This is a genomic window from Photobacterium arenosum (assembly GCF_014841115.1).
In the GTDB taxonomy this organism is placed as follows: Bacteria; Pseudomonadota; Gammaproteobacteria; order Enterobacterales; family Vibrionaceae; genus Photobacterium; species Photobacterium arenosum.
In genome coordinates this window covers 1-21,403 of the sequence record NZ_JACYTP010000001.1, presented here as the reverse complement: position 1 = coordinate 21,403, position 21,403 = coordinate 1, and the positions used below count along the sequence as shown (strand labels likewise).

Sequence of the window (21,403 nt, the reverse complement as noted above, 5' to 3'; positions counted from 1 at the left end):
CTTGTTGTTATTAGGGTTCACGCAGAGCAACTTCTTTCGCTCTTAACAAAGGTTTGAGCCAGTAACTCAAAACAGTTTTCTGTCCGGTCAGTATGTCCACAACGGTCTGCATGCCGGGAATGATGGTGAAGGGCTGAACTTCTTCGTTCGCATCAAGCTGAATATGCGCCCGGTAATAAGCATCCCCTTCTTCCGTTTGCAATGCATCCGCACTGACATAGATCACTTTTCCTTTCTTGCCGCCATAGATAACAAAGTCATACGCGGAGAACTTTACCGTTGCTTCGAGACCCACATGAACAAAAGCGATATCCTGAGGCGAAATTTTGGTCTCGACAATCAAACTACTGTTATAAGGCACCAATTCCATAATGGGTTCACCCGGACGAACAACGCCGCCAATCGAGCGGATAAGCACATCTTTTACTGTGCCCTCCACTGGGGATAAAATTTGTGTCCTTTTCAGTTGATCGGCCAACGCCTGCTGGCTTTCATTCAACTGGGCCAGTTTGGCTGCAACTTCGTTTAACTGGCCTTGTGCCTTGGAGCGAAAATCAAATGCAATGCCCCGAAAATCGACAATCGCTTCGGAATAGGTTGCTTTCTGTTTTTGTGCCAAAGTGTTGGCACTGGCCAAATCCCCGATCAGTTTCACATAGTCGCGTCGCAATTTAAGCAGTTCGACTTCAGCCACAGCACCGCTTGCTACGACATCTCTAAGCATTGAGATCTCTTTTTCGACGATTTCCAAACTGCGTTTGAGTGTCTCAATGGTATTTTGCGTGTCCTGGTAGGCCTGATCCTGTTGATCGATGCGCAACTTGGCTTGTTCCAATTCGGAGGCAAGCTGCTCTAACCGCTCAGCATAATTGGCTCTGGCATTCAGCTCCGCAGGTATCGCCGGGTCAACCGCCAGTGGCTGCATGTCAATCGTAACCTGGTGGTGCCAGTCTGCCGCCCTGGCATTGACCTTTACACTGTGCAGCTCGGCCTTCAGCCGTTTCTCCTGCGCCAGCAAGCTCTGTACCTGCTGGCCAGCCTCCTGATAGGCCGCGCGAAAGCGGGTATCGTCCAGTATCATTAAAGACTGCCCTTTGCTCACCCGGTCGCCCTGATTCACTAACACCTGCCTGATAATTCCGCCTTCGAGGCTTTGTATCTTTTGTACCGACAAGGTAGGGACAACTTTACCTTCACCCACCACAACTTCATCCAGCCTGGCCCAACTGGCCCAAATCAGGGTTGCCGCACACAACGCCACACATAACCAGATCAACTTACGGGAGCGGTAAGCCTGCCGATTGTTAGACCACATGATCTGACTACTCATGCTGGCCTCCTTTAACTATGCTGACCGAACGAATTCGGCTGGTTTGCCTGCCTTCCTGATGTGACAGGATGTCCTGAGGCTTACCATCGGCCACCAGCTTGCCTTTATCCAGCACCAATATCCGATCACAGAGCGACAAAAATGACGACTGATGCGAGCAGATGACAATCGAAGTATCCCTCGGCAAGCCTTGTATACTTTGGAAAAGCTGAGTGGTTGCCTGTTTATCCAAACCTGTGGTGGGTTCATCCATCAGCAACAGGGAAGGATGACGATAAAATGCCCTTGCGATAGCCACAGCCTGCTTCTGACCGCCAGAAAGGTGTCGCCCGTTTTCACCTACCTGGGTTTCCAGACCGTGTATCAAACGTGGCATGTAGGCATTTAATCCGGATAGCTCAATCGCATTCGCCAGACGGCTTTCATCAATGACGTCATTACCAAACGTGATGTTTTCGTAAACAGTACCAAAGATGAATCCTGGCGTTTGCCCGACCCAGCCGACAGCATTCCGTACTACACTGGGTGGCCACAAATTGGCATCCAACTGCTCATAGTACATTTGCCCGTGCGTCGGTTGCAGTTGCCTGGCGATCAGCGCCATCAGTGTGGATTTACCTGAGCCTGCGTTACCAATAATACCGATCCGCTCGCCGCCTTTTACGCTGAATGTAATATTTTCCAGTACGTCCAGCTCTGAATCCGGATACCGAAAGCTCACATTATCCAGTGCAAAACTGCCTTTATATTCACCGCGATCTATCACCTGATGAGGCGTCTCTTCCTGTGGTAACGCCATGATCTGATTCAGGCCATCGATGGCTGAACGGGTTTGCTGATAACGCAGGAGCAGCATAGATAACTGATTGACCGATCCTGCCGCTCGTCCACTTAACATCACAATGGCAATTAACCCGCCCATGCTGAGGTGACCTTCCGCAATCTGATACACACCCAGTGCAATCAAAAAGACGGTAACCAGTTGCTGACTGCTCATAATGGAATGCGATACCAGATTTGAATAATATCTCGACTGGGTCTGCCATTCCGACAGTGCAACAACCGTCTGTTCCCAGCGTTTTTGTACCAGCCCCTCGGCATTATTCTGTTTGATTTCCGTCAGAGTACTCAGGCTGTCAAACAGCTGCGCCTGACGCTGAGTTGAGTAACGGCCCGATTCCGTAAACGTGTCGGCTATTTTGTTTTTCATCACGGCGCTTAATAACAGCAAACCCAGCATGACGGTGACCGGGACAAACATCATCGCCCCGCCCAGCCAGCCAATAAGCAACAAAAACAGGGCGGTAAAAGGCAGGTCGATCAGCGCAACCAGTGTGATCGACGTAAAGAAGTCTTTTACGCTGTCAAACTCCTGGATCTGGCGGGCAAACGCTCCCACCGACTGCGGCCTGTGCTCCAGTTGCATACCCAGGACTCGCTGAAACAACTGCGCCGACAATTTGTTATCCAGATACCGGCTGGCCATATCTGTAACTGAGCTTCGGGCGCTACGCAGCAACCAGTCAAAAACAATCACCACCAGCACACCAACAGACAGCACCCAGAGTGTGTTAAATGCCTGATTAGGAACAACCCTGTCATACACATTCATAGTGAACAGCGGCATGACCAGAGCAAGCAAATTGATGACAATCGATGCCACAAACACATCCCTGTACCAGGGCCGCACTTCCCTGATAACGGCACGAAACCAATGCATCTGTCTGGCTGGCTTGACATCGTCTACCCGACTGTCGCTTTGCGGCACTGCAGATACCTGCCAGATTTCCGGCTGAATCATTTGCAACAGCTGAGTGTCTGACCATAACTGATCTTCAATACTTTGCCCCGGCAAGTGCACCCTGTACTGCCCTTGCTCTTTCGCAACCAGAATCATTGGCTGGCCCGTTAACGAAACAGCAACAGCAGGCAAGGTCGCTTGCCCTAATTGGCGTTTGTCTATCGCACCACTTTCCAGTTGCACCTGTGCGGCCGCCCGTATAAACAGCTCAGCCGTCAGCTGGCCTTGCTCCAATGGCAGGCCCGCTGTCACTTTCAGGGGGTGACAACGAAGGCCGTAATGACAGCAGAACCAGATGATCGTTTCCAGCCACTCATCTTTACCCGGTTTTTCAGACATTTTCATGCTCAGCTATTTACGATTAAGTTTTGATCATCAATCATTTTCTGGAGCAATTCTGCTTCAGACACACCCGATGCATTACCACCATACAGATCATCACGGGAGACGTTATCCAGCACTATGATTTGCTCTATCTGGCTTTCATCCGGTTTTACCTGAATTTCGATACCCGATGCGCTTTGCGTGAAATCAATGACAGTATCTGCCGCCACGCCGTCGGTGATGTTCAGACCAGCCAATATGCCACTTAAATCAATGGCATCGCTGTCGGCAGAATAATCAAAGTTAATGACAGTGTCGGTTGAGGGAATACCGGCTGTACCGCCATCCATAACAAAACGATCAGCTTCACTGGTTGCGGTCAAAGTGTTATCGCCGGGGGCAACCAGGCTGACCTGAATGCTCTGCGGCATACCGGTTGCGGTATCGCCACCCAGAGTTGCTGAAGGGGTTATCGACAGCTCAAAATCGCTGCTGCCGCTGTAGCCACCGGAAATACTCAATCCGGCCACATCGCTCTGATCAATAATCCAGTCGCTGCCCTGCCTGGTGCCAGCCGATAACGTCAGGCCGTCCGGTAATCCGGAAATGGTCAGTGTTCCTTCCTCATTGCCGGCGGGATTAATCAGCGACAAAGACAATCCAAGCGGTATCTGACCATCGGCTTCAGCAATAATACTGGGGTACTCAACAGTTAAAACCGGCTCATCAACAACCGGCGTTATCGAGATCACCATGTCTTCTGCGGTCTCGGGGCCGACATCTGTTACCGGATTGCCCAGCACCTGATTGTTATCAACCGTCGAGGCCGTCAAAGTGATGTTCAGATCACCAAATGCGTCACCGGCATAAAGCTCAAAGCTGTCTATCTGATTGGCCTGGACAATCAAAGTCGCTTGCATACTGCCATCGGCATTGACAGTGAAGCGAGCGAAAAGATCGCCGACTTTGATGCGATCAAGCCCAATCAAGGCGGTTGGGTCAGAGTCCGCATTTACAGTGACTGTCAACGAAATGAACTCATCACTGTTGGTTTCAGTGCTGGTTATATTAACCGGGACAGTAATCGGATCGCCTTCGCTACCTGACAGGGTATCGGGCACGCCAAAGAACTGGGCATGATCACCAACCGGATTGACGCCGACGGTAAAATCTTCAGTGGTAAATTTCACATCTGTGGTGCCGATCTCTTGGGTCATCGCCTCCAGCGACAGCGGTAAATCACCACTGAAATCCTGCGGCGGTAAGATATAGATATTCGCCAACTGATCAGGCTGCACCTGCCAGGCCATTGTCGGTGTGCCGTTAAATGTGCCTCCGTCATAGCCATTGTTTGGTAATAGCACGAACTCTTCGCCCTGTTTCAGCACCAGTACCGCGCCATCAGGCACGCCCTTAATTGACAGGGACAAGGTCTCGGAACCATCGGTATCAATGAGAGATGCACTGATATTAGACAGCGCGATATAGCTGTCTTCGTCACCAACAACATCCTCTGCCGTCAGTTGGGCCAAGTCGGTAACGGGGGCAACGTTAATCGTGATCGTGGCAGACTTGTCTGCGGTATCTGTGACAGCCACGCCCGTTGCTTCGTCTGTGATGTTCGCGGTCGCGGTTATCGTGATGTCACCACTGAAATGAGCAGGCGGAACTAAAGTGATTTCATCAAGCCGGGCTGGATCACTGATCACCCATACGCCATTGCCCTGATAAGCTAACAGTCCCGGATCATCGGCAACCAGTTCACAGTCAGCGGGCAGGGTCAGTGTCAGTGTCAGTGTATTGACCGTTTCCTTCCCTTCAGCGGGGATCCCCTCTCCCTCTATGCTCTGGCCAGTTTCAATACTGTCTCCCAGGATAAGGGCCAGATTGATATCCGTTGCGACATCTTCCTGGATGCTGGTGGCATCTGCGGTAAGCGTAATATCATCGACAACCGGCTCAACAACTATGTTGACCTGTTGATTGGTCGTGACACTGTCACCGTTACAGCCCGAGGTTTCGATCACTGCAACATTCAGAACCAGATTGCCCGCCCAGTCTTCATCCAGTCCCACCACCTGCAGCGTTGATAAACCTTCCGGCGGAATGCTGTAACCCATCACATTGCCTTGGTTATCGTATTCAGTGATCACTCCCTGCCCCTGAATTGTCACGCCTTCAGGTAAGCTTGAGGCATCAATGAAGAAGGAGAGCTCATTATCCGGATCGCTGGCAACATCAGGATTGAGTAAACCGGAAAGATCAATCGGTTCACCTTCTTTGGTATGAACCGGCTCGTTGTTATCCCGAATATCGTCCGGTGGACCGACAGGATCACAGGTGCCGCCGCCTGAATGACCCGTTATTTGTATATTCAATGAGGTATCAATAAATCGCGCATCTTGATCGTCGATGACACGGGCACTGACAATGATTTCGACCACGTCTGTATCTGAGGCACTGGATATTGTGGCCTGCTGGAGCAGCATAGCTGCCTGCTCCCTGACGGAGTCGCTGGTCAGCCCTGTGGCGGGGATCACCCAGTTCCCCTCGGCATCCTGTGTCGCCCCGTTGGGATGCTCAACAATAAAGTTATAACCGGGAGGCATCTTGATCAGGATATAATCCAGGTATTCGGAACCATCCAGATCCGCATCGACAAACCAGACCGAATCTGACAAATCTATTGGCCCGCCATCTGTGCTTTCAAGCACTTCTGTCGTTGATTCCAGATGCGTATCCAACTCAACCCGACCATGAAACTGAACATCCACTTGTGCCTGAATCCATTTGACGTCTGTATCTGAGGCATTATCAGGTGAGGTGTCCGTGACCTGATAAGACACCGGTAGCGTAAAGGTACCACTCAAATCTTCCGAAGCACGAACAGTCATCCGGCCGCTTTGGATCAGTTCGGCCAGAGTCGCGTCCGGGTCAAGCGTGCTGATATCCAGCCCGCCTTCCGGTACCTGAATTTCAACACCATCAAAAAAGAGCGTCAGCTGATCAGGAAGGGAATCAATCTTGTATCCCGTCAGTGTTTCACTGCCATCCGCATCCTGGCCGGGAACAGGCAAAACGGCAAAACTGGCGGCTCTGTCCTCTATACCGTCAGCGGTGAATATTGTGCCATCCTGTTCATCAACCACAGGAGAAACGCTAATATCAACCCCCAGATTGAACGTGTCAGAGTCGCCATCCGGTTCTGTTGAAACCACCAAAATATCCAGGTGGATATCACCGCTGAAATCCTGCGGTGCCTTGAGGTAGGTATTCTGTAATTGTTCACTGGATATCTGGTACTGGATACCGGTGTCAGGGTCGACATTGGCAATTGGCAACACAACGGGATTACCCGCACTGTCAACCAGGGTAAAACCATCAGGCAGATTGGTTAACAGCAAATTCAGCACTTCAGACTGATCATCGTCCGACGTACTGATAATGAAATCGAGAGGAATAAGGCTATCTTCGGCAAACGACTGGGTGCCCGAGATCACCTGTGTGCCAGTATCAAACTGCCAGTGTCCCTGCCCGCCATCTGTTACATCCGGGGTATCCACCACACCTTTGAGTTCAATCGTAATGGTTTGGGTATCGCTCTCTGCCGTCTGATTAATCGGATCCAGCCCATCCGCCGAGGACTCAGTGGCAATTGCCGTCACTTTAATGGACAGCGATTCCATCACAGAGCTGATATCCTGCTTCGGAATTAATCTTATCTGCCCTGCCGCCACTTCATCCGCGGATACCATATAGACACCCGTCGATATTTCCTGCGCCGTACCACCTTCGATCAGCCAGCCGTCCTGCACTTCCATGCGGTAAGAGAGTGTTTCTGAGCCGTCTTTATCTGTTAACTGACCCGTAATAATGTTATTCAGGTTAATAGCTTGATCTTCAAGCCCTTTATAATCCTGAACAGATAATTTAGGGACATCGGCATCCGGACTGACATTGACCGTGACTTCATGAGTAATCTGTGCTGTTTTATCACTGCTGTCAGCAAACACATTGCCGCTCTCAGTCGCAATGGCAATAACGGTGAAGGTGAAAACACCTGCCAGGTTGGCGTCGGTACGTATTGTCATTTGTGACAACTGCGCCTGTGTGTAGGCTTTCCCTTCCTGAACCACACTGCCGTTAAGCATCAGGGTAATGCCGTCAGGAATGCCACTGAGTTTGTAGCTCAGATTTTCTGAGCCGTCCTGATCCACCAGATTGGCTGTGATGTCTACATTGACTACATTGGGGTCATCTTCTACCAGGTCATAGGCAAAAGTGGACTCCGCCCATTCCGGGGCATCCGCGACAGGTAAGACGGAAACATCAAGGGTGCCATCGATCAACTTATCCCCATTCGTTGTGCTTATCACAGCACTGACATCAAGCGAGATTGTCGTTGTCGTATTCGACTGATTCTGTGGTGGGATATACGTCAGGCTACCATTAGGAAACACAGTCACTTCGCCGGGAAGACTGCTCAGTTGGTCGCCCGTCAATGTGACATAACCATTTTCTGCCGTTAGTGCCTGACCATTGAGATACAAGGTGCCACCCTGTAACGACGCCTCACTGATTTGAATTGATGCTACCCGCTCGCCCTGATCGTTATCGCCTGGGGTTACGAAGATATGCAGAGAGCCAGTCTGGGTATCTTCCAGCGTTTCAGTATTCAATGTTCTTATACTGCCGGCATTATCGCCAAGGATCAGGTTTGCGGTATTGGTTGCTTCATCGCCGTCGTTATCACGAACCACATAAGTCAGATCATCAATTACAGTTGGATCTGTCTGCACCGAGCCCTTTGTGGTCAGATCCAGCCGGCCATCTTTGTACAAACGAAATGAGCCATAGGTTTCATTATTCTCAGTGTTGACCAAATCGACATCGAAATAATCCACACCCGCGGTCTCGAAGTTATATTCAACACCGTTATAGATAAAACGGTTCAGCTCTCCGCCATCCGCGCCCATACGAACATCGCTAAGCAGATTGGTCGAAAAGATTTCCCCCTCAACCAGTTCCAGCGTACTGTCGGTGCTTTCCGGCACAGCATCCTGCACATTCACGGTAAGCGTCACGCTGGCTGACGTGTCGCCATCCATATCAACGGCATGGACGTTAAAGTTGAGCGGCAGGTTGTTTTCACCGTTACCCGTCGGGTGATCCAGTGAAGAAACCAACACAAACTCCGTTGTGCCATCGGTGTTGAGTTTGAGCCTGAATACCTCGTCACCCGATGTCTGAGTTTTAGCGATATACCAGCCATTGGCATCTTTATCACTCAGTAACACAGCCTCGCCGCCACTCTGATAGCCCAAGGCATTAAATGCATCCACATCCGGTACAATTTCAGCGATGTCGTCACTGCCTTTAGCGACTGATATCACAGGGGTTGTTGAAGAAACGCCATCTTCTGTGCCATCACCCAGCAACCCATCTTCATCCACAGAGATGGAGCCTGCCACAGACAACACCGGATCTTTGCCGTCAAACACGGTCACTGTCGTGTCTGCTTGCTGCTCTGTTCCATCACTGTCTGTGACTACCACAGGTAAATTCAGCTCAAGCTGAGTATCTTCCAGGCCAGAGTTGCCGTGGTCGACAGGCTGATGCAGAGTGAAGTTAAGATCAACATTGGCCACTGTACCTGAAGCAACAGAGATTGTTTCAGGCAAGGAAACCGTAAACACGCTTTGGCCATTTGGCAGAACGGCATCGTAACTGCCATCGCCGTTGTCGCGCCAGATCAGGGCTTCATGATTATGGGTGACGGGCTGGCCGTTACTGTCCAGTACAGGATCGCCATTGCTCAGCTGAAGGCCAATTTTGATAATCGGATCTTTGTTCGCAGTGACAGTGAGCGAGACTGTCGCGTCTGCATCAAGTGCCGCTTCAACCTTAGGTAATTCTGTAACTGATATGGCCCCGGAAGTAATGCCACCGGACTGGCTGTCATTAACATTAATGGGAAGGGTTAATGTTGAACTGTCACCGTCATCGTCAATCGTCGTCACGACAAGAGGCAGCGCAGTATCTCCGTTGAGCTGATCGATGGCTTTTTTCAGCGTAATGTCATAAGTCACTGTGGCGTCAGCTTCCGGCTGAAAGCTTCCCAATTGAACAGTAAAGACTTCTTCACCACCGGCCCAGGCTGTCAACAGACTGCCATCGGCTGAAAGCGTGTAGGTAATCGGCTCTCCACCGCTGCTTAATTCCGGTTGATCAGCAAGATTAAATGCCAGGCTCTGAATGGCATCACTGCCGACAGTGAGATTGAAACTGCCCTGCCCGGTAACATCCCCGGATTCCAGATCATCTTCATTGAGGTTGACACCTGACACAGAGGTCAGCTGAGGATCAGCACCATCTTTTAACGTCCAGACAAATTCACCGGCATGAATCGTCGTGCCGTCCGAGTCTTCACCGAGAATGATCACCGGCAGAGTGATGGCATCATTCGACGACGTGTGATTAATCGGCCGTGCCAGCGTCAGCTGAATATTGCCTTCAATATCACTGCCAACCACTTTGCCTGACATTGTCATACTGAGTACGATCTCGCCCTCAGCCGTGGTCCCGGAGATCACCCGGCCGTCGCTGCTTAAGGTAAACTGGATAAACTGATTACCTGCACCAGTCGTCAATTGAAGCGCATTTAATGATGCTAACGTCGCCGGGTCGAAAGCAAACGTCGCTGTAGCGGGATCATCAGAACCGGCAATAAACTGAATGCTGCCGTCAAAAGACTGGGGGCTGTCTGACACTTTGCCTTCAGTGGCCGTCGCGGCATCATCGCTTATCGATCCTGCAGCGCCGTCATGGACATTGATGACGACATCTGCAATGTCGTAATCTATATCGCTGTCACCGGCCAGATAAGAAAACCGCACAGCCTGTTCCTGACTGTTATCCAGGTTACGATCTGCCTCTAATGTCCACCGACCATCACTGAATATCGTCAGCACACCCTGTGCGGTCGTAAATACAGCACTTCCACCAACAGGAATTGCTGCATCCTGCATCACGTTATCGCCATCAAAATCGTGACGAATGAAACGCACCACCAGCCCTTTATCCAGGTCATAGTCATTATCAAGGATATTGCCTGAACTCAGCGAGGCTTCAACAACATCAAAAGAGTCATCCGTCGCAACAGGCTCTGAATCGAGAATATAGGTGACAACAGGTGCGAGCACGGTTTCTGTAGTGCCGTCCGCATCATGCTGTGTGCCTTCTATCATGATGGCCGTTTGGGTGGTGTCGGTACCAATCCCCTGATCGATGGGCGCATACAAAGTAACGGTTATCCCATCGCCTGCTCCGTTAATCACGGCACTTAGTATCAATTTGCCATCGCTGCGAATGACGTTCAGGCTCTGACCATCAGCAGACAATTCTGCACTGGCTGACAAGCCATTTGACGTCAGCGCATTGAGGTAGGGTTGATCCGCATGAATACTGAACTCAGCAAATTGAATATTAATCTCTGACACCGCTTCGGATGTGCCATCACCATTTGGACCTAATTCAGATTCTTCCAGCACGACACTGCCAGGCAGCACCAGTGTCGGCATATCATCGATTGCCTGGTTGCCAGCCAGATCGGTCACGCTGGCATCCATCGTCCAGGTTGCCTGTGCGTTCAGCGAGCTGATATCTATATTTTCAATCAGCCATCTGCCATCAGCCGCGACCTGACCGGTAAGCAACACACTGTTCGCCCCATCAGAGACAGTCACTGTGACGGCCTGGCCTTCTTCGGCCCCTGTAGTCGTCCCTTGTAGCGAGGTCAGGTTGCCGCCCTTGAAGTTGTAAATACCCAGACCGTCAAGCGTGTCTATGTCTATAGTCACCTGAGTATCAATAACCACTGTGTTATCTGTCGCAGTGGCCGGGTTACCGGCTAGATCGCTGGTGGCTACCGTGACACTCAGCGGGCCGTCAGCCAGCGCTGACAAATCTTGCGTGGTTTCCCAGATGCCCTGGTTAACAATGGCGGTGAAGCTTTGCGACACATTATTACTATCGGTAACGACTATGGTCACCGTCTGACCATCTTCAACATGAGTTGCAGCGCCTGACAAACGCGTGGCTGGCAGTTCTGACGGATTCAGAAAACCATCAGAACCACTGTCTACATTAACCGTAATAGTCGCCTGGGTATCTTTGATGATGATGTCTGTGTTGGTGGCCGGGTTGCCTGCGATGTCTGTGGTGTCCGCCTGTACCGTCAGTTCGCCGTCTGACAAGCCGCTGAGATCCAGATCCGGCAGGCTCCAGGCTCCGCCGGATACCGTGGTTTGAGCGGTCACTGTGTCGCCATTGATGTCTGTGATGGTGACGAACACCGTCTGGCCGTCTTCGACATTATCGACTGTGCCTGTGATATCGCTGACGGGAGCTTCAAACTGATTGAGGAAATTATCGCCCTGCCCGTCGATATCCACTGTGACGGCGGCCAGTGTGTCTTTTATCACCGAGGCTGCTGATGTGGCCGGGTTGCCTGCCAGGTCCGTGGTGTCGGCTTTGACTGTCAGTTCACCTTCGGCCAGTGACGAGATATCGCCGTTGATGGTCCATTTGCCATCAACGACAGTCGTTTCCAGCTCCACCACCTTTCCTGACGAATCCGTGACGGTAATGTGCACAGTCTGGCCGTCTTCCACATTGGACACCGTACCGCCAGCCCAGCTCGACTCGGACTCTTGCTTATTCAGATAGTTATCACCATGGCTTACTATTTCAACCGAAATGGCCGCCTGTGTATCTTTGACGATAGTATCGGTATTGGCGGCCGGGTTACCTGCGATATCCGTAGTTTCTGCCAGCACCGTCAGCTCGCCGTCCGCCAGGCTACTGAGATCCAGATCGTCGACAGACCAGACACCCCCCGAGACTGTGGTGCCTTTGGTGACAGTGTCACCGTTAACATCAGTCACAGTGACAGACACAATCTGACCGTCTTCTACGTTGTCGACCGTACCGGAAAGATCACTGACAGGGGCTTCAGCCGCATTGAGGAAGTCATCCCCTTTGCCGTCTATGGTAACTGTGAGGCCCGCCTGCGTGTCTTTGAGGATGGTATCTGTGTTTGAGGCCGGGTTGCCTGCTAAGTCTGTGGTTTCCGCCAGAACCGTCAGCTCGCCGTCTGCCAGGCTGCTGAGATCCAGATCGTCGACAGACCAGACGCCTGCAGAAACAGTGGCTTCTGTTGTCACAGTCGCACCATGAATGTCTGTGATGGTGACAGTGACGCTCTGGCCGTCTTCAACGTGATTGACTGTCCCTGTGATATCAGAGACAGGAACTTCGGCTTTGTTGAGATAGTTATCGCCTTTGCCGTCAATATCTACCGTGATGGCCGCCTGCGTATCTTTTAATATGCTGGTGATGCTGGAAGCCGGGTTACCCGCCACATCGACTGTCTCGACTTTAATGGTCAGCTCACCGTCCGCCAGCGACGACACATCGCCGTTCACCACCCACTTACCGTCCACCACAGTCGTCTGCGTCTGAACAGTCAGCCCGTTGATATCAGTGGCCGATACCGTCACTGTCTGACCGTCTTCAACATGGGTCACTGTACCACCGGCCCAGCTGGAGACTGATTCGGCCTGGTTGATAACGTTATCACCATTACCGAACACCCCGACAGTCACAGCGGCCTGGGTATCTTTAATGATGGTGTCTGTATTGGTAGCCGGGTTGCCTGCGATGTCTGTGGTGTCCGCCTGTACCCTCAGTTCGCCGTCTGACAAGCCGCTGAGATCCAGATCCGGCAGGCTCCAGGCTCCGCCGGCTACCGTGGTTTGAGCGGTCACTGTATCGCCATTGATGTCTGTAATGGTGACGAACACCGTCTGGCCGTCTTCGACATTATCGACTGTGCCTGTGATATCGCTGACGGGAACTTCAAACTGATTGAGGAAATTATCACCCTGCCCGTCGATATCCACTGTGACGGCGGCCTGAGTATCTTTGATGATGGTGTCCGTACTGATCGCTGGATTACCTGCAATATCCGTGGTTTCTGCCGTTACTGTTACCTCACCGTCCGCCAACGACGAGATATCACCAGTTGCGAGCCACTTGCCGTTGATGACTTGGGTTTCAACCTGAATGCTTGTACCGGCTGAATCCGTCACAGTGACATAGACAGACTGCCCGTTTTCTACATGAGTAACGGTTCCGCCAGCCCAGCTTGACAGAGACTCTTCTTTATTGAGGTAATCATCACCATTACCAAATACACCCACAGTGATAGCAGCTTGAGTATCTTTGATGATGGTGTCTGTGCCAGAGGCCGGGTTGCCCGCCACATCTTTGGTGACAGCACTAACGGTTAACTGGCCATCAGACAGTGATGACAGATCCAGTTGCTCCAGTACAACCTGGCCACCTGAAACGATACCATCATAATCCAGAGTGTTACCCGAAGAATCAGAAATGACGACTTTTACGGCCTGTCCATCTTCGACATGAGTCAGCTGTAGTGTGACTTTGGTTTGATCCTGACTGATTTCGGCCAGATTGAGATAGTTATCGCCGTTGCCGTCTATGTCCACGCTGAGCTCGGCCAGTGTGTCCTTAATGGTGGCATCCGTCGCATCAACGCTATTATCCAGTGCGTCTGTAGCAATGGCATAAACGTTCAGTGGCCCTTCGGCAAGGCCGCTCAAATCAACATTATCAATCTCGTACCTTTCATCCCTGACTTTTGCTGTCAGCGACACTGTTTGTCCGTTTACATCAGTGACAGTCACGGAAATGGTCCAGCCGTCCCGGATTTCAAAGGCATCACCGCTGATCGTTACCGAAGGCACTTCAAATCGATTTTCATAGCCATCACCACCGTCATCAATCTGTACCGTCAGTCTGGCTTCTGTACTAAGCAGATTGAGTACACCGTCAGCCGGAGAATTCGTTTCAGCCCGGTACGAAGTCGGCTGGGTGTTGAAGCCGGCTTCCGGCAACACTTCAGGTAAATCTGGCGAGATATAAGTAACAAAGCCTGCGCTGTCGCTGGAGAGATCCTGGCTATCGTCTGAAGAGGTCGATGTTGATGATGCAGGGGTATCAATGTCAGAAGCTGCCGGAACCGACGATGAGGAGTCTTGCTCGCCAACTTGTACGGCTTGCTCAAGCTGAGCGGTATCTTCTACCAGCGTGATGGCTGGATCCATGTGCTCATCCGGAGCCAGTCTTTGCCAGCTTCCGTCTGGCATCACTTTCCAGATGACCCCCTCAATCTCAATATAAAATATTGGATCCATTGCCTGCTCCCTGCACTTCGAACACTGATTAACCCGTACCAACTCATTCACAATAAAACGAGTCGCATATCAGATTATTATTTTTGTCCACAAACACAAGTAAAATTATTGCAAGCAAAAAAGTTCAATATCCAGGATTCACTGTATGAATAAAAGACACATTCTTCAGGTGGCGTTTAAAGAGGGAAAAGTGGGCGGGACTAATGGGAATGGCTATGAGCGAACGTCAGAAGCTCCCTTCGAAATGTAATGGTATTGATTGCTCCAATAATAAAAAGCCCGGTGAAAACACCGGGCTATGGTTACCAATCAAACCACTGTCTGTATAAAAACAGAGAGAAGGTCCAGCTATGCAGCAACGCCAATAATGTGAGAGAAGTGACTTAACAGATCGGCGGCCAAACCAAAGCTAAGTATTCATCTCGGGAGTGGCCTGCACCTAAGTGAAAGCAGGCCTGTTTATAATTATCCTTTTACCCCTCCGGCAGTCAGACCACCGACAAGAAATTTCTGAGCCAGCAAAAATACCAGAGTAATCGGTAATGCAGACAACACAGCAGCGGCTGCGAAGTCACCCCATAGATAATTTTGCGGATACAAATATTGCTGCATTCCAACAGCTAACGTGTAGGAATTTACATCACGTAATAACAAGGATGCAACAGGAACTTCGGTTACAGCGGCAATAAACGAAAGAATAAACACTACAGACAGGATAGGTACAGATAACGGTAGCAAAACCAGCCTGAATGCCTGCCATGGGCTTGCCCCATCTAACGCTGCTGCTTCTTCCAGTGAGTTGTCGATGGATTCAAAGTACCCTTTTATTGTCCACACGTGCAGAGCAATACCTCCCATGTAAGCAAAGATCACACCACCGTGAGTATTCATGCCAAGAAACGGAACATAGGCTCCCAGGCGGTCGAACAATGCATACAATGCTACCAATGCCAAAACTGGCGGAAACATCTGTAATATCAGCATAGCACGCAGAATTTGGCTTTTACCGGCAAAGCGCATTCTGGCAAAAGCGTAAGCGCAAGTTGTGGACAATGCCACAATTCCGATGGCAGTGAGCCCGGCAACTTTCACAGAATTCCAAAGCCAGGTCAGTACCGGAAACGGCGGCATTGTTTTACTGCCATCGGCATGTTCGACAGCAATCCCTAACGCCAGTTTCCAGTGTTCCAGCGACGGATCACTTGGGATAAGTTCACCAGAGGCATAATTCCCTTCACGGAAGGAAATAGCGACTACCATCAACAGTGGCAGCATGATCAGCGCCAGAAAGCACCACATTGCTATATGCGTCGCCCAAACGCGATATTTCAAAGATTTTGGTTGTACCATCGCCATGAGTCTTCCCCTTACTCAGCATCCAGTTTTGTGAATTTCATATTCAGTAACGACAATCCGCCTACCAGCAAGAATATCAATGTGGCAATCGCACCAGCCAAACCAAAATCCTGTCCGCCCGCACCTTCAAAAGCAATGCGATAGGTATAACTCACCAGAAGATCCGTATGACCGGCAGGTACGCTGGTACCCAGCATATCCGGCGCGCCGTTTGTCAGCAGTTGAATCAATACAAAGTTATTAAAGTTAAAGGCAAAACTGGCAATCAAGAGTGGCACCATCGGTTTCACCAGCATGGGCAGCGTAATGCGGAAGAAGTTATCCAACGGGCCAGCCCCATCCATGGCGGAAGCTTCATACAAATCATCAGGAATGGCTTTCAGCAGGCCCATTGCCAGAATCATCATATAAGGGTATCCCAGCCAGGTGTTCACAATCAGAATCATGGTTTTAGCCAGAAACGGATCGGTGAACCATGATGGACTCAAGCCAAACAGACCTTGTAATACCTGATTAATTTCGCCAAAACTCTGATTAAACAGGCCTTTGAATATAAGAATCGAAATAAAGGCAGGTACGGCATAAGGCAAAATGAGCAGCACGCGGTAAAGGCCACGTCCTTTCAATGCCTCCCAGGACACCACCTGTGCCAGTACGACACCAACCGCCAGAGTGAACACAACAGTCAGGGCCGAGAACACTATGGTCCAGATAAAAATACTGACAAATGGCCCCTGAATACCAGGATCGGTAAATATCCGGGTGAAGTTGTCCCAGCCGCTGTTGACGATAAAGCCCGGCGACATCGACTCGCCGATAAACTGCCCTGCCTCGTTGACTTCCTGATAATAACCCGTTTCCCAATTGGGTTTGTACACCTGCTTGGTCTGTTGGTTGATCAGCGTTTCACCATCATTCTGCAGTGCAAAAAGCGACTGGCTGGCGGCAAACTTACGCAAGCCTGACATTGTCAGTTTTTCGCCGTTTGGCAAGCTGACGACCAGAGCGCTCAACTGCTGACGGTTCTGAATCACTGTTTTTAGTGGCGCCGCATCTGTCGACGGCTGTTGGGACAGAGACAAGCTTAACGATTCAGGCAATGCCTTCAGGTCAATGGGTTCACTCAGATACCAGCCATCCTGAGTATTGAGTGCTAACTGATAGCGCCCCTCCTCGCCATACAGAGAAAAGCTATAGCTTTCACCTGTCTGAAAGGACTGTTCCATTAACACTGACTGGGCGCGCTGAAAGCTAAGCTGGTTGCTCCCGCTGTAGTTTGTGAAGGAGAGGCCAACGGTATACACGAGAGGAAAGATGATAAACAGAATCATCCCGGCGACACCCGGATAAATATAACGATGCGCATAGGTACTCTTGCGGGCAAACACATAAACGCCCAGAGCTGTCAGAATAAGGGTCAGTAATGCAAACGCATATTCAGCACGTGCATACATAAGTATGGTGGCATAACCGTTAATGGCGCTCACTCCGCCCAGCGCGGCCCACTTGAGCCAGGTTCGCAGGGCAGGTTTGTTTTTTGAGTTCATTGTCATATCGGTAGCGTCAAGGGCCAGTTCGGCAACATGATGAGACTGCATCAGCGTTCCTCGCAGTACGTCTGAGGAAGGAGCAAGCAGGTGCTTGCTCCGATAGGTAAGTTTACTTGGTCATTCGATCAGCAACAGTATTTAATGCGTCTTCCACAGACTGACGCCCGTTAACCACATTGTTAATCGCTGCTTTCTCTGCATACCAGAAAGAAGACATCTGAGGAATATTCGGCATGACTTCACCGTTCATCGCATTCCCCATCGTCGCAGAAATACGGGCATCCGAGCTCAGCTCTTCCTGAAACGAATTCAACGCAACCGCACCCAGCGGGGTGTCATTGTTGACAGTCCGCAGACCATCGTTAGTCAGCAGATAGTTCTCAATAAACTCAACGGCCAGATCTTTGTTTGGCGAAGCAGAGCTGATACCTGCAGTCAGTACGCCAACAAATGGCTTGGACGGATTGCCATTCAACTTAGGCAGCATGGCCACGCCATAATTAATGCCCGCTTTATCAATGTTCGCCCAAGACCAGGGGCCATTGATTGTCATAGCCACATCACCTTTGTTAAAACCAGCCTCAGCGATGGCATAATCGACGTCAGGGGCAATCACACCTTTATCAACCAGGCTCTTCACAAAGCTCATGGAACGCTTTGCGCCCTCGTTGTTTACGCCAACATCTTTCGCGTCATAGCCGGAAGCGGTGAATTTAAAGGCATAACCGCCGTCAGCTGCAAGCAGTGGCCAGGTAAAGAAGGGTTCTTGCAGGTTCCACATAATGGCGCGTTTACCTTGCTTTTTCAGCTCAGCATCCAGAGCAACCACGTCTTCCCAGTTCTTTGGCGGATCAGGCAGTAAATCTTTGTTATAAATCAATGATAATGCTTCTACCGCAACCGGATAACCTACGTATTTACCGTTGTACGACACGGCATCCCAGGTAAAATCAGCAAACTTGCTACGATACGCATCAGAAGGTTTCACTTCTGTCAGCAGGCCTGCCTGAGCGTAGCCACCAAAACGGTCGTGTGCCCAGAGTACGATATCCGGACCATCACCGGTTGATGCCAGCTGAGGGAATTTCTCCTCCAACTTATCAGGATGTTCAACCGTGACTTTGATGCCCGTGTCAGCTTCAAACTTTTTGCCCACTTCGGCCAGGCCAGTATAGCCTTTATCACCATTAATCCAGATAGTGATCTGACCTTCTTCAATAGCAGCATGCGCTGAAACAGAACTGAGTGCGGCAAGGGTACAGAGTGCGACAGTACTGAGGACTTTCTTCATTGTTATATCCTTCCAGATGGTTATCGTTGCGTTTTCAATCGGCAACACATTTTCCAGCCTCTATCATCTATCAGTCATCCCTATGAAGCATCATCCCAGACGCTACGCCCCCCATAGCGCAGAGTGGAAATCGTGATCCTTATCATTTACGGAGGTGACCAAGTTCAAAAAACAACGACCATTCGTGACAGAGAGCACATACTACTTGCAATGATTTCAACAGGCAGCACGACGTCTGAGAAAATGTGATCTGAATACTCCTCCCCCACTCATCCCCCTGAGAAGAATAGTGCAGGGAGGATGTTGTATTAAGGTGTTTTCCGCACAATGACATCAACCTCAACAAGGCTTGAGCGTGTTCAACGGTAAACTGTCTTTTTATTGTTGATTGTTGCTGCATGAAGCAACATTGATGTCCACCACTTGGCATCGTCACACCTGCGAGAATGTTGGGGAAGTCATTTTCGCAGTTTACGGGTAGCAGCCACTCCAATGCCGCTGTACTTTGGGCGCTACCCTGTTTTTTCTACACCGACTTTACTGGCACGCCTAATGACATCTACCATTGTGCGGGCCAGAGACAAAATATAGAGGGAAGCCAGATGGCGAGTGTCACTTTACGCAATGTTAGTAAAGCTTATGGCGATAACCTGATTTCAAAAAACGTCAATCTGGATATCGCTGAAGGAGAATTTGTGGTGTTTGTCGGGCCATCAGGCTGCGGTAAATCCACTCTGTTGCGCTGTATTGCTGGCCTGGAAGACATTACCTCAGGTGATTTATACATAGGTGAACAGCGTATGAATGATATCCCACCTGCCCAGCGCGGTGTGGGTATGGTCTTTCAGTCTTATGCGCTGTATCCGCACCTGAACCTGTTCGACAATATGTCGTTCGGAATGAAACTGGCGAAAGCCGATAAAGCAGAAATTCGTAAGCGGGTAGAAAACGCCGCCGACATCCTTCAGTTAGGCCACCTTTTAGACCGCAAGCCCAAGTCTTTGTCAGGCGGTCAGCGTCAGCGTGTCGCTATTGGCCGTACACTGGTCGCGCAACCGAATGTCTTCCTGCTCGATGAGCCTTTGTCCAATCTCGACGCTTCGCTTCGTGTCCAAATGCGGATTGAAATCGCCAAACTGCATAAACAACTCGGTTGCACCATGATCTACGTGACCCATGATCAGGTAGAAGCCATGACGATGGCTGATAAGATTGTCGTGCTTGATGGCGGTTTCGTCTCTCAGGTTGGTAAGCCTCTTGAGTTATACCATTACCCAGAGAACCGGTTTGTTGCCGGCTTCATTGGTTCGCCTAAAATGAATTTCATCAGCGTGTTTGTCGAGCAGGTTGAAAAAGATCGCGTGATGGTTCAGCTTGCTAACGGCACCACTTTCTGGATCCCTGTTGATGGCACCACAGTCACCCGCGGGGACCGCATGTCGCTGGGCATTCGTCCTGAACACCTGCTCTCAGGTGATGAAGGTGACGCCACAGTAGAAGGTGATATTCAGGTGGTAGAAAAGCTGGGCAACGAAACTCAGGTTTATCTGAACCTTAAAGGGGTTGATGCCGATTTCGTGTACCGTCAGCCAGACATACTGGATGTCGATGCAGGCCAGGTGCTCAAAGTTGGTATTCCGGCGCATCGCTGTCACCTGTTCCATCGCGACGGCCTGGCTTGCCGCAGACTCTTCCAGGAATTTGGGGTGTAATCTCAATCCGTCCGGGCATCAGTTTAGTCGCCTGCCATTTAGCTATAAAGCTGAATCTACTCCATTTTCATCTCAATAACCGGGGAGCCAATCTGGCTTTCCGGTTTCTTTATTTCTAATACATCTAATACACAGTACAACCTGCCTCTTATAGGAATAAACAGGTCGGCTTTTTTACAGTATGCTTGTTAGTGGAACGTGTCAGGAAGACACTGACTGGCACTGTGTCACAGCTATTGAGCCGGAGGTCACAATGAGTATCCGAGAACGCATTGAAGACATTGAACTACGCCTCACAGCCGCTTATCAGGAGGGAGATTATCAGCAGGTAAGAATGCTTGAACACCAACTGAGAGAAATTCGTGGCCAGCGCAGTATTGTGGATGATAAAGAACCTTACACCCCGGAAGGTCGCTTCTATCCCGATGATGGAGAGTAATTACCACCAGTAAGATATTCCTCAGCCCGGCCTGATTATGGCCGGGCTGAGATTTCAGTGTCTTTCATGAGGTAATCGCTTCCAACTCCAGCTCCCCTCGTGGAACAGAAAGTTTACGGATTGTTAAAATCAATCTCTAAGGTTTGAAAATAACAAATTATCTCCATGCCAACAGACGACTCTATGTATAAAATGAAACCCGATTTCAGATAATAAGTGCGACATTCATGGGAAGGTGTAGAAGAGGAAGCCAACTGCTAAAAGTGGTACGCTCTTCTCGCCAAAGAAACAAGCAGTACTACCATGAATTATCAGCAGTTG

8 protein-coding genes are annotated in these 21,403 nt (G+C 50.3%); 2 read left to right on the top strand and 6 right to left on the bottom strand.

Features of this window, described 5'->3' with window-relative positions; all coding sequences use genetic code 11:
• Window positions 1-10: 10 nt before the first annotated feature.
• From IFO68_RS00040 to malE, 6 genes are all read right to left on the bottom strand, one after another.
• Window positions 11-1,330: an HlyD family type I secretion periplasmic adaptor subunit gene (locus IFO68_RS00040; RefSeq protein WP_192013552.1), complete on the bottom strand. Its 1,320-nt coding sequence runs from the start codon at window positions 1,328-1,330 to the stop codon at window positions 11-13.
• Entirely contained in the window at window positions 1,323-3,470 is a 2,148-nt protein-coding gene (locus tag IFO68_RS00035; RefSeq protein ID WP_192014511.1) for a type I secretion system permease/ATPase, read from the bottom strand. The genes IFO68_RS00040 and IFO68_RS00035 overlap by 8 nt, the downstream gene beginning before the upstream one ends.
• An 8-nt stretch (window positions 3,471-3,478) precedes the next feature.
• Window positions 3,479-14,734 carry a T1SS-143 repeat domain-containing protein gene (locus IFO68_RS00030; RefSeq protein WP_192013550.1) on the bottom strand — a complete coding sequence of 3,752 codons (11,256 nt, stop codon included), beginning with the start codon at window positions 14,732-14,734 and terminating at the stop codon, window positions 3,479-3,481.
• A 465-nt stretch (window positions 14,735-15,199) separates the two neighbouring features.
• Window positions 15,200-16,090, bottom strand: coding sequence for a maltose ABC transporter permease MalG (malG, locus tag IFO68_RS00025; RefSeq protein ID WP_192013548.1), 891 nt, complete (start codon window positions 16,088-16,090; stop codon window positions 15,200-15,202).
• Window positions 16,091-16,101: 11 nt separating this feature from the next.
• Window positions 16,102-17,643, bottom strand: a complete 1,542-nt coding sequence (gene malF / locus IFO68_RS00020) for a maltose ABC transporter permease MalF (protein WP_192014510.1) — start codon at window positions 17,641-17,643, stop codon at window positions 16,102-16,104.
• A gap of 106 nt (window positions 17,644-17,749) precedes the next feature.
• Window positions 17,750-18,931 carry a maltose/maltodextrin ABC transporter substrate-binding protein MalE gene (gene malE, locus IFO68_RS00015; RefSeq protein ID WP_192013546.1) on the bottom strand — a complete coding sequence of 394 codons (1,182 nt, stop codon included), beginning with the start codon at window positions 18,929-18,931 and terminating at the stop codon, window positions 17,750-17,752.
• Window positions 18,932-19,533: 602 nt separating this feature from the next.
• On the opposite strand from malE, the gene malK reads away from it, so the two are divergent.
• Window positions 19,534-20,643, top strand: a complete 1,110-nt coding sequence (gene malK / locus IFO68_RS00010; protein WP_192013541.1) for a maltose/maltodextrin ABC transporter ATP-binding protein MalK — start codon at window positions 19,534-19,536, stop codon at window positions 20,641-20,643.
• Between the two features lie 253 nt (window positions 20,644-20,896).
• On the top strand, window positions 20,897-21,082 hold the full coding sequence (locus IFO68_RS00005; RefSeq protein WP_027251572.1) for a hypothetical protein: 186 nt from the start codon (window positions 20,897-20,899) through the stop codon (window positions 21,080-21,082).
• Window positions 21,083-21,403: the final 321 nt, after the last annotated feature.

What these genes read in the sequence shown, in the direction of transcription:
- IFO68_RS00040 (WP_192013552.1), bottom strand. Translation starts at nt 1,330, where the DNA reads ATGAGTAGTCAGATCATGTGGTCTAACAATCGGCAGGCTTACCGCTCC.
- IFO68_RS00035 (WP_192014511.1), bottom strand. Translation starts at nt 3,470, where the DNA reads ATGTCTGAAAAACCGGGTAAAGATGAGTGGCTGGAAACGATCATCTGG.
- IFO68_RS00030 (WP_192013550.1), bottom strand. Translation starts at nt 14,734, where the DNA reads ATGGATCCAATATTTTATATTGAGATTGAGGGGGTCATCTGGAAAGTG.
- malG (WP_192013548.1), bottom strand. Translation starts at nt 16,090, where the DNA reads ATGGCGATGGTACAACCAAAATCTTTGAAATATCGCGTTTGGGCGACG.
- malF (WP_192014510.1), bottom strand. Translation starts at nt 17,643, where the DNA reads ATGACAATGAACTCAAAAAACAAACCTGCCCTGCGAACCTGGCTCAAG.
- malE (WP_192013546.1), bottom strand. Translation starts at nt 18,931, where the DNA reads ATGAAGAAAGTCCTCAGTACTGTCGCACTCTGTACCCTTGCCGCACTC.
- malK (WP_192013541.1), top strand. Translation starts at nt 19,534, where the DNA reads ATGGCGAGTGTCACTTTACGCAATGTTAGTAAAGCTTATGGCGATAAC.
- IFO68_RS00005 (WP_027251572.1), top strand. Translation starts at nt 20,897, where the DNA reads ATGAGTATCCGAGAACGCATTGAAGACATTGAACTACGCCTCACAGCC.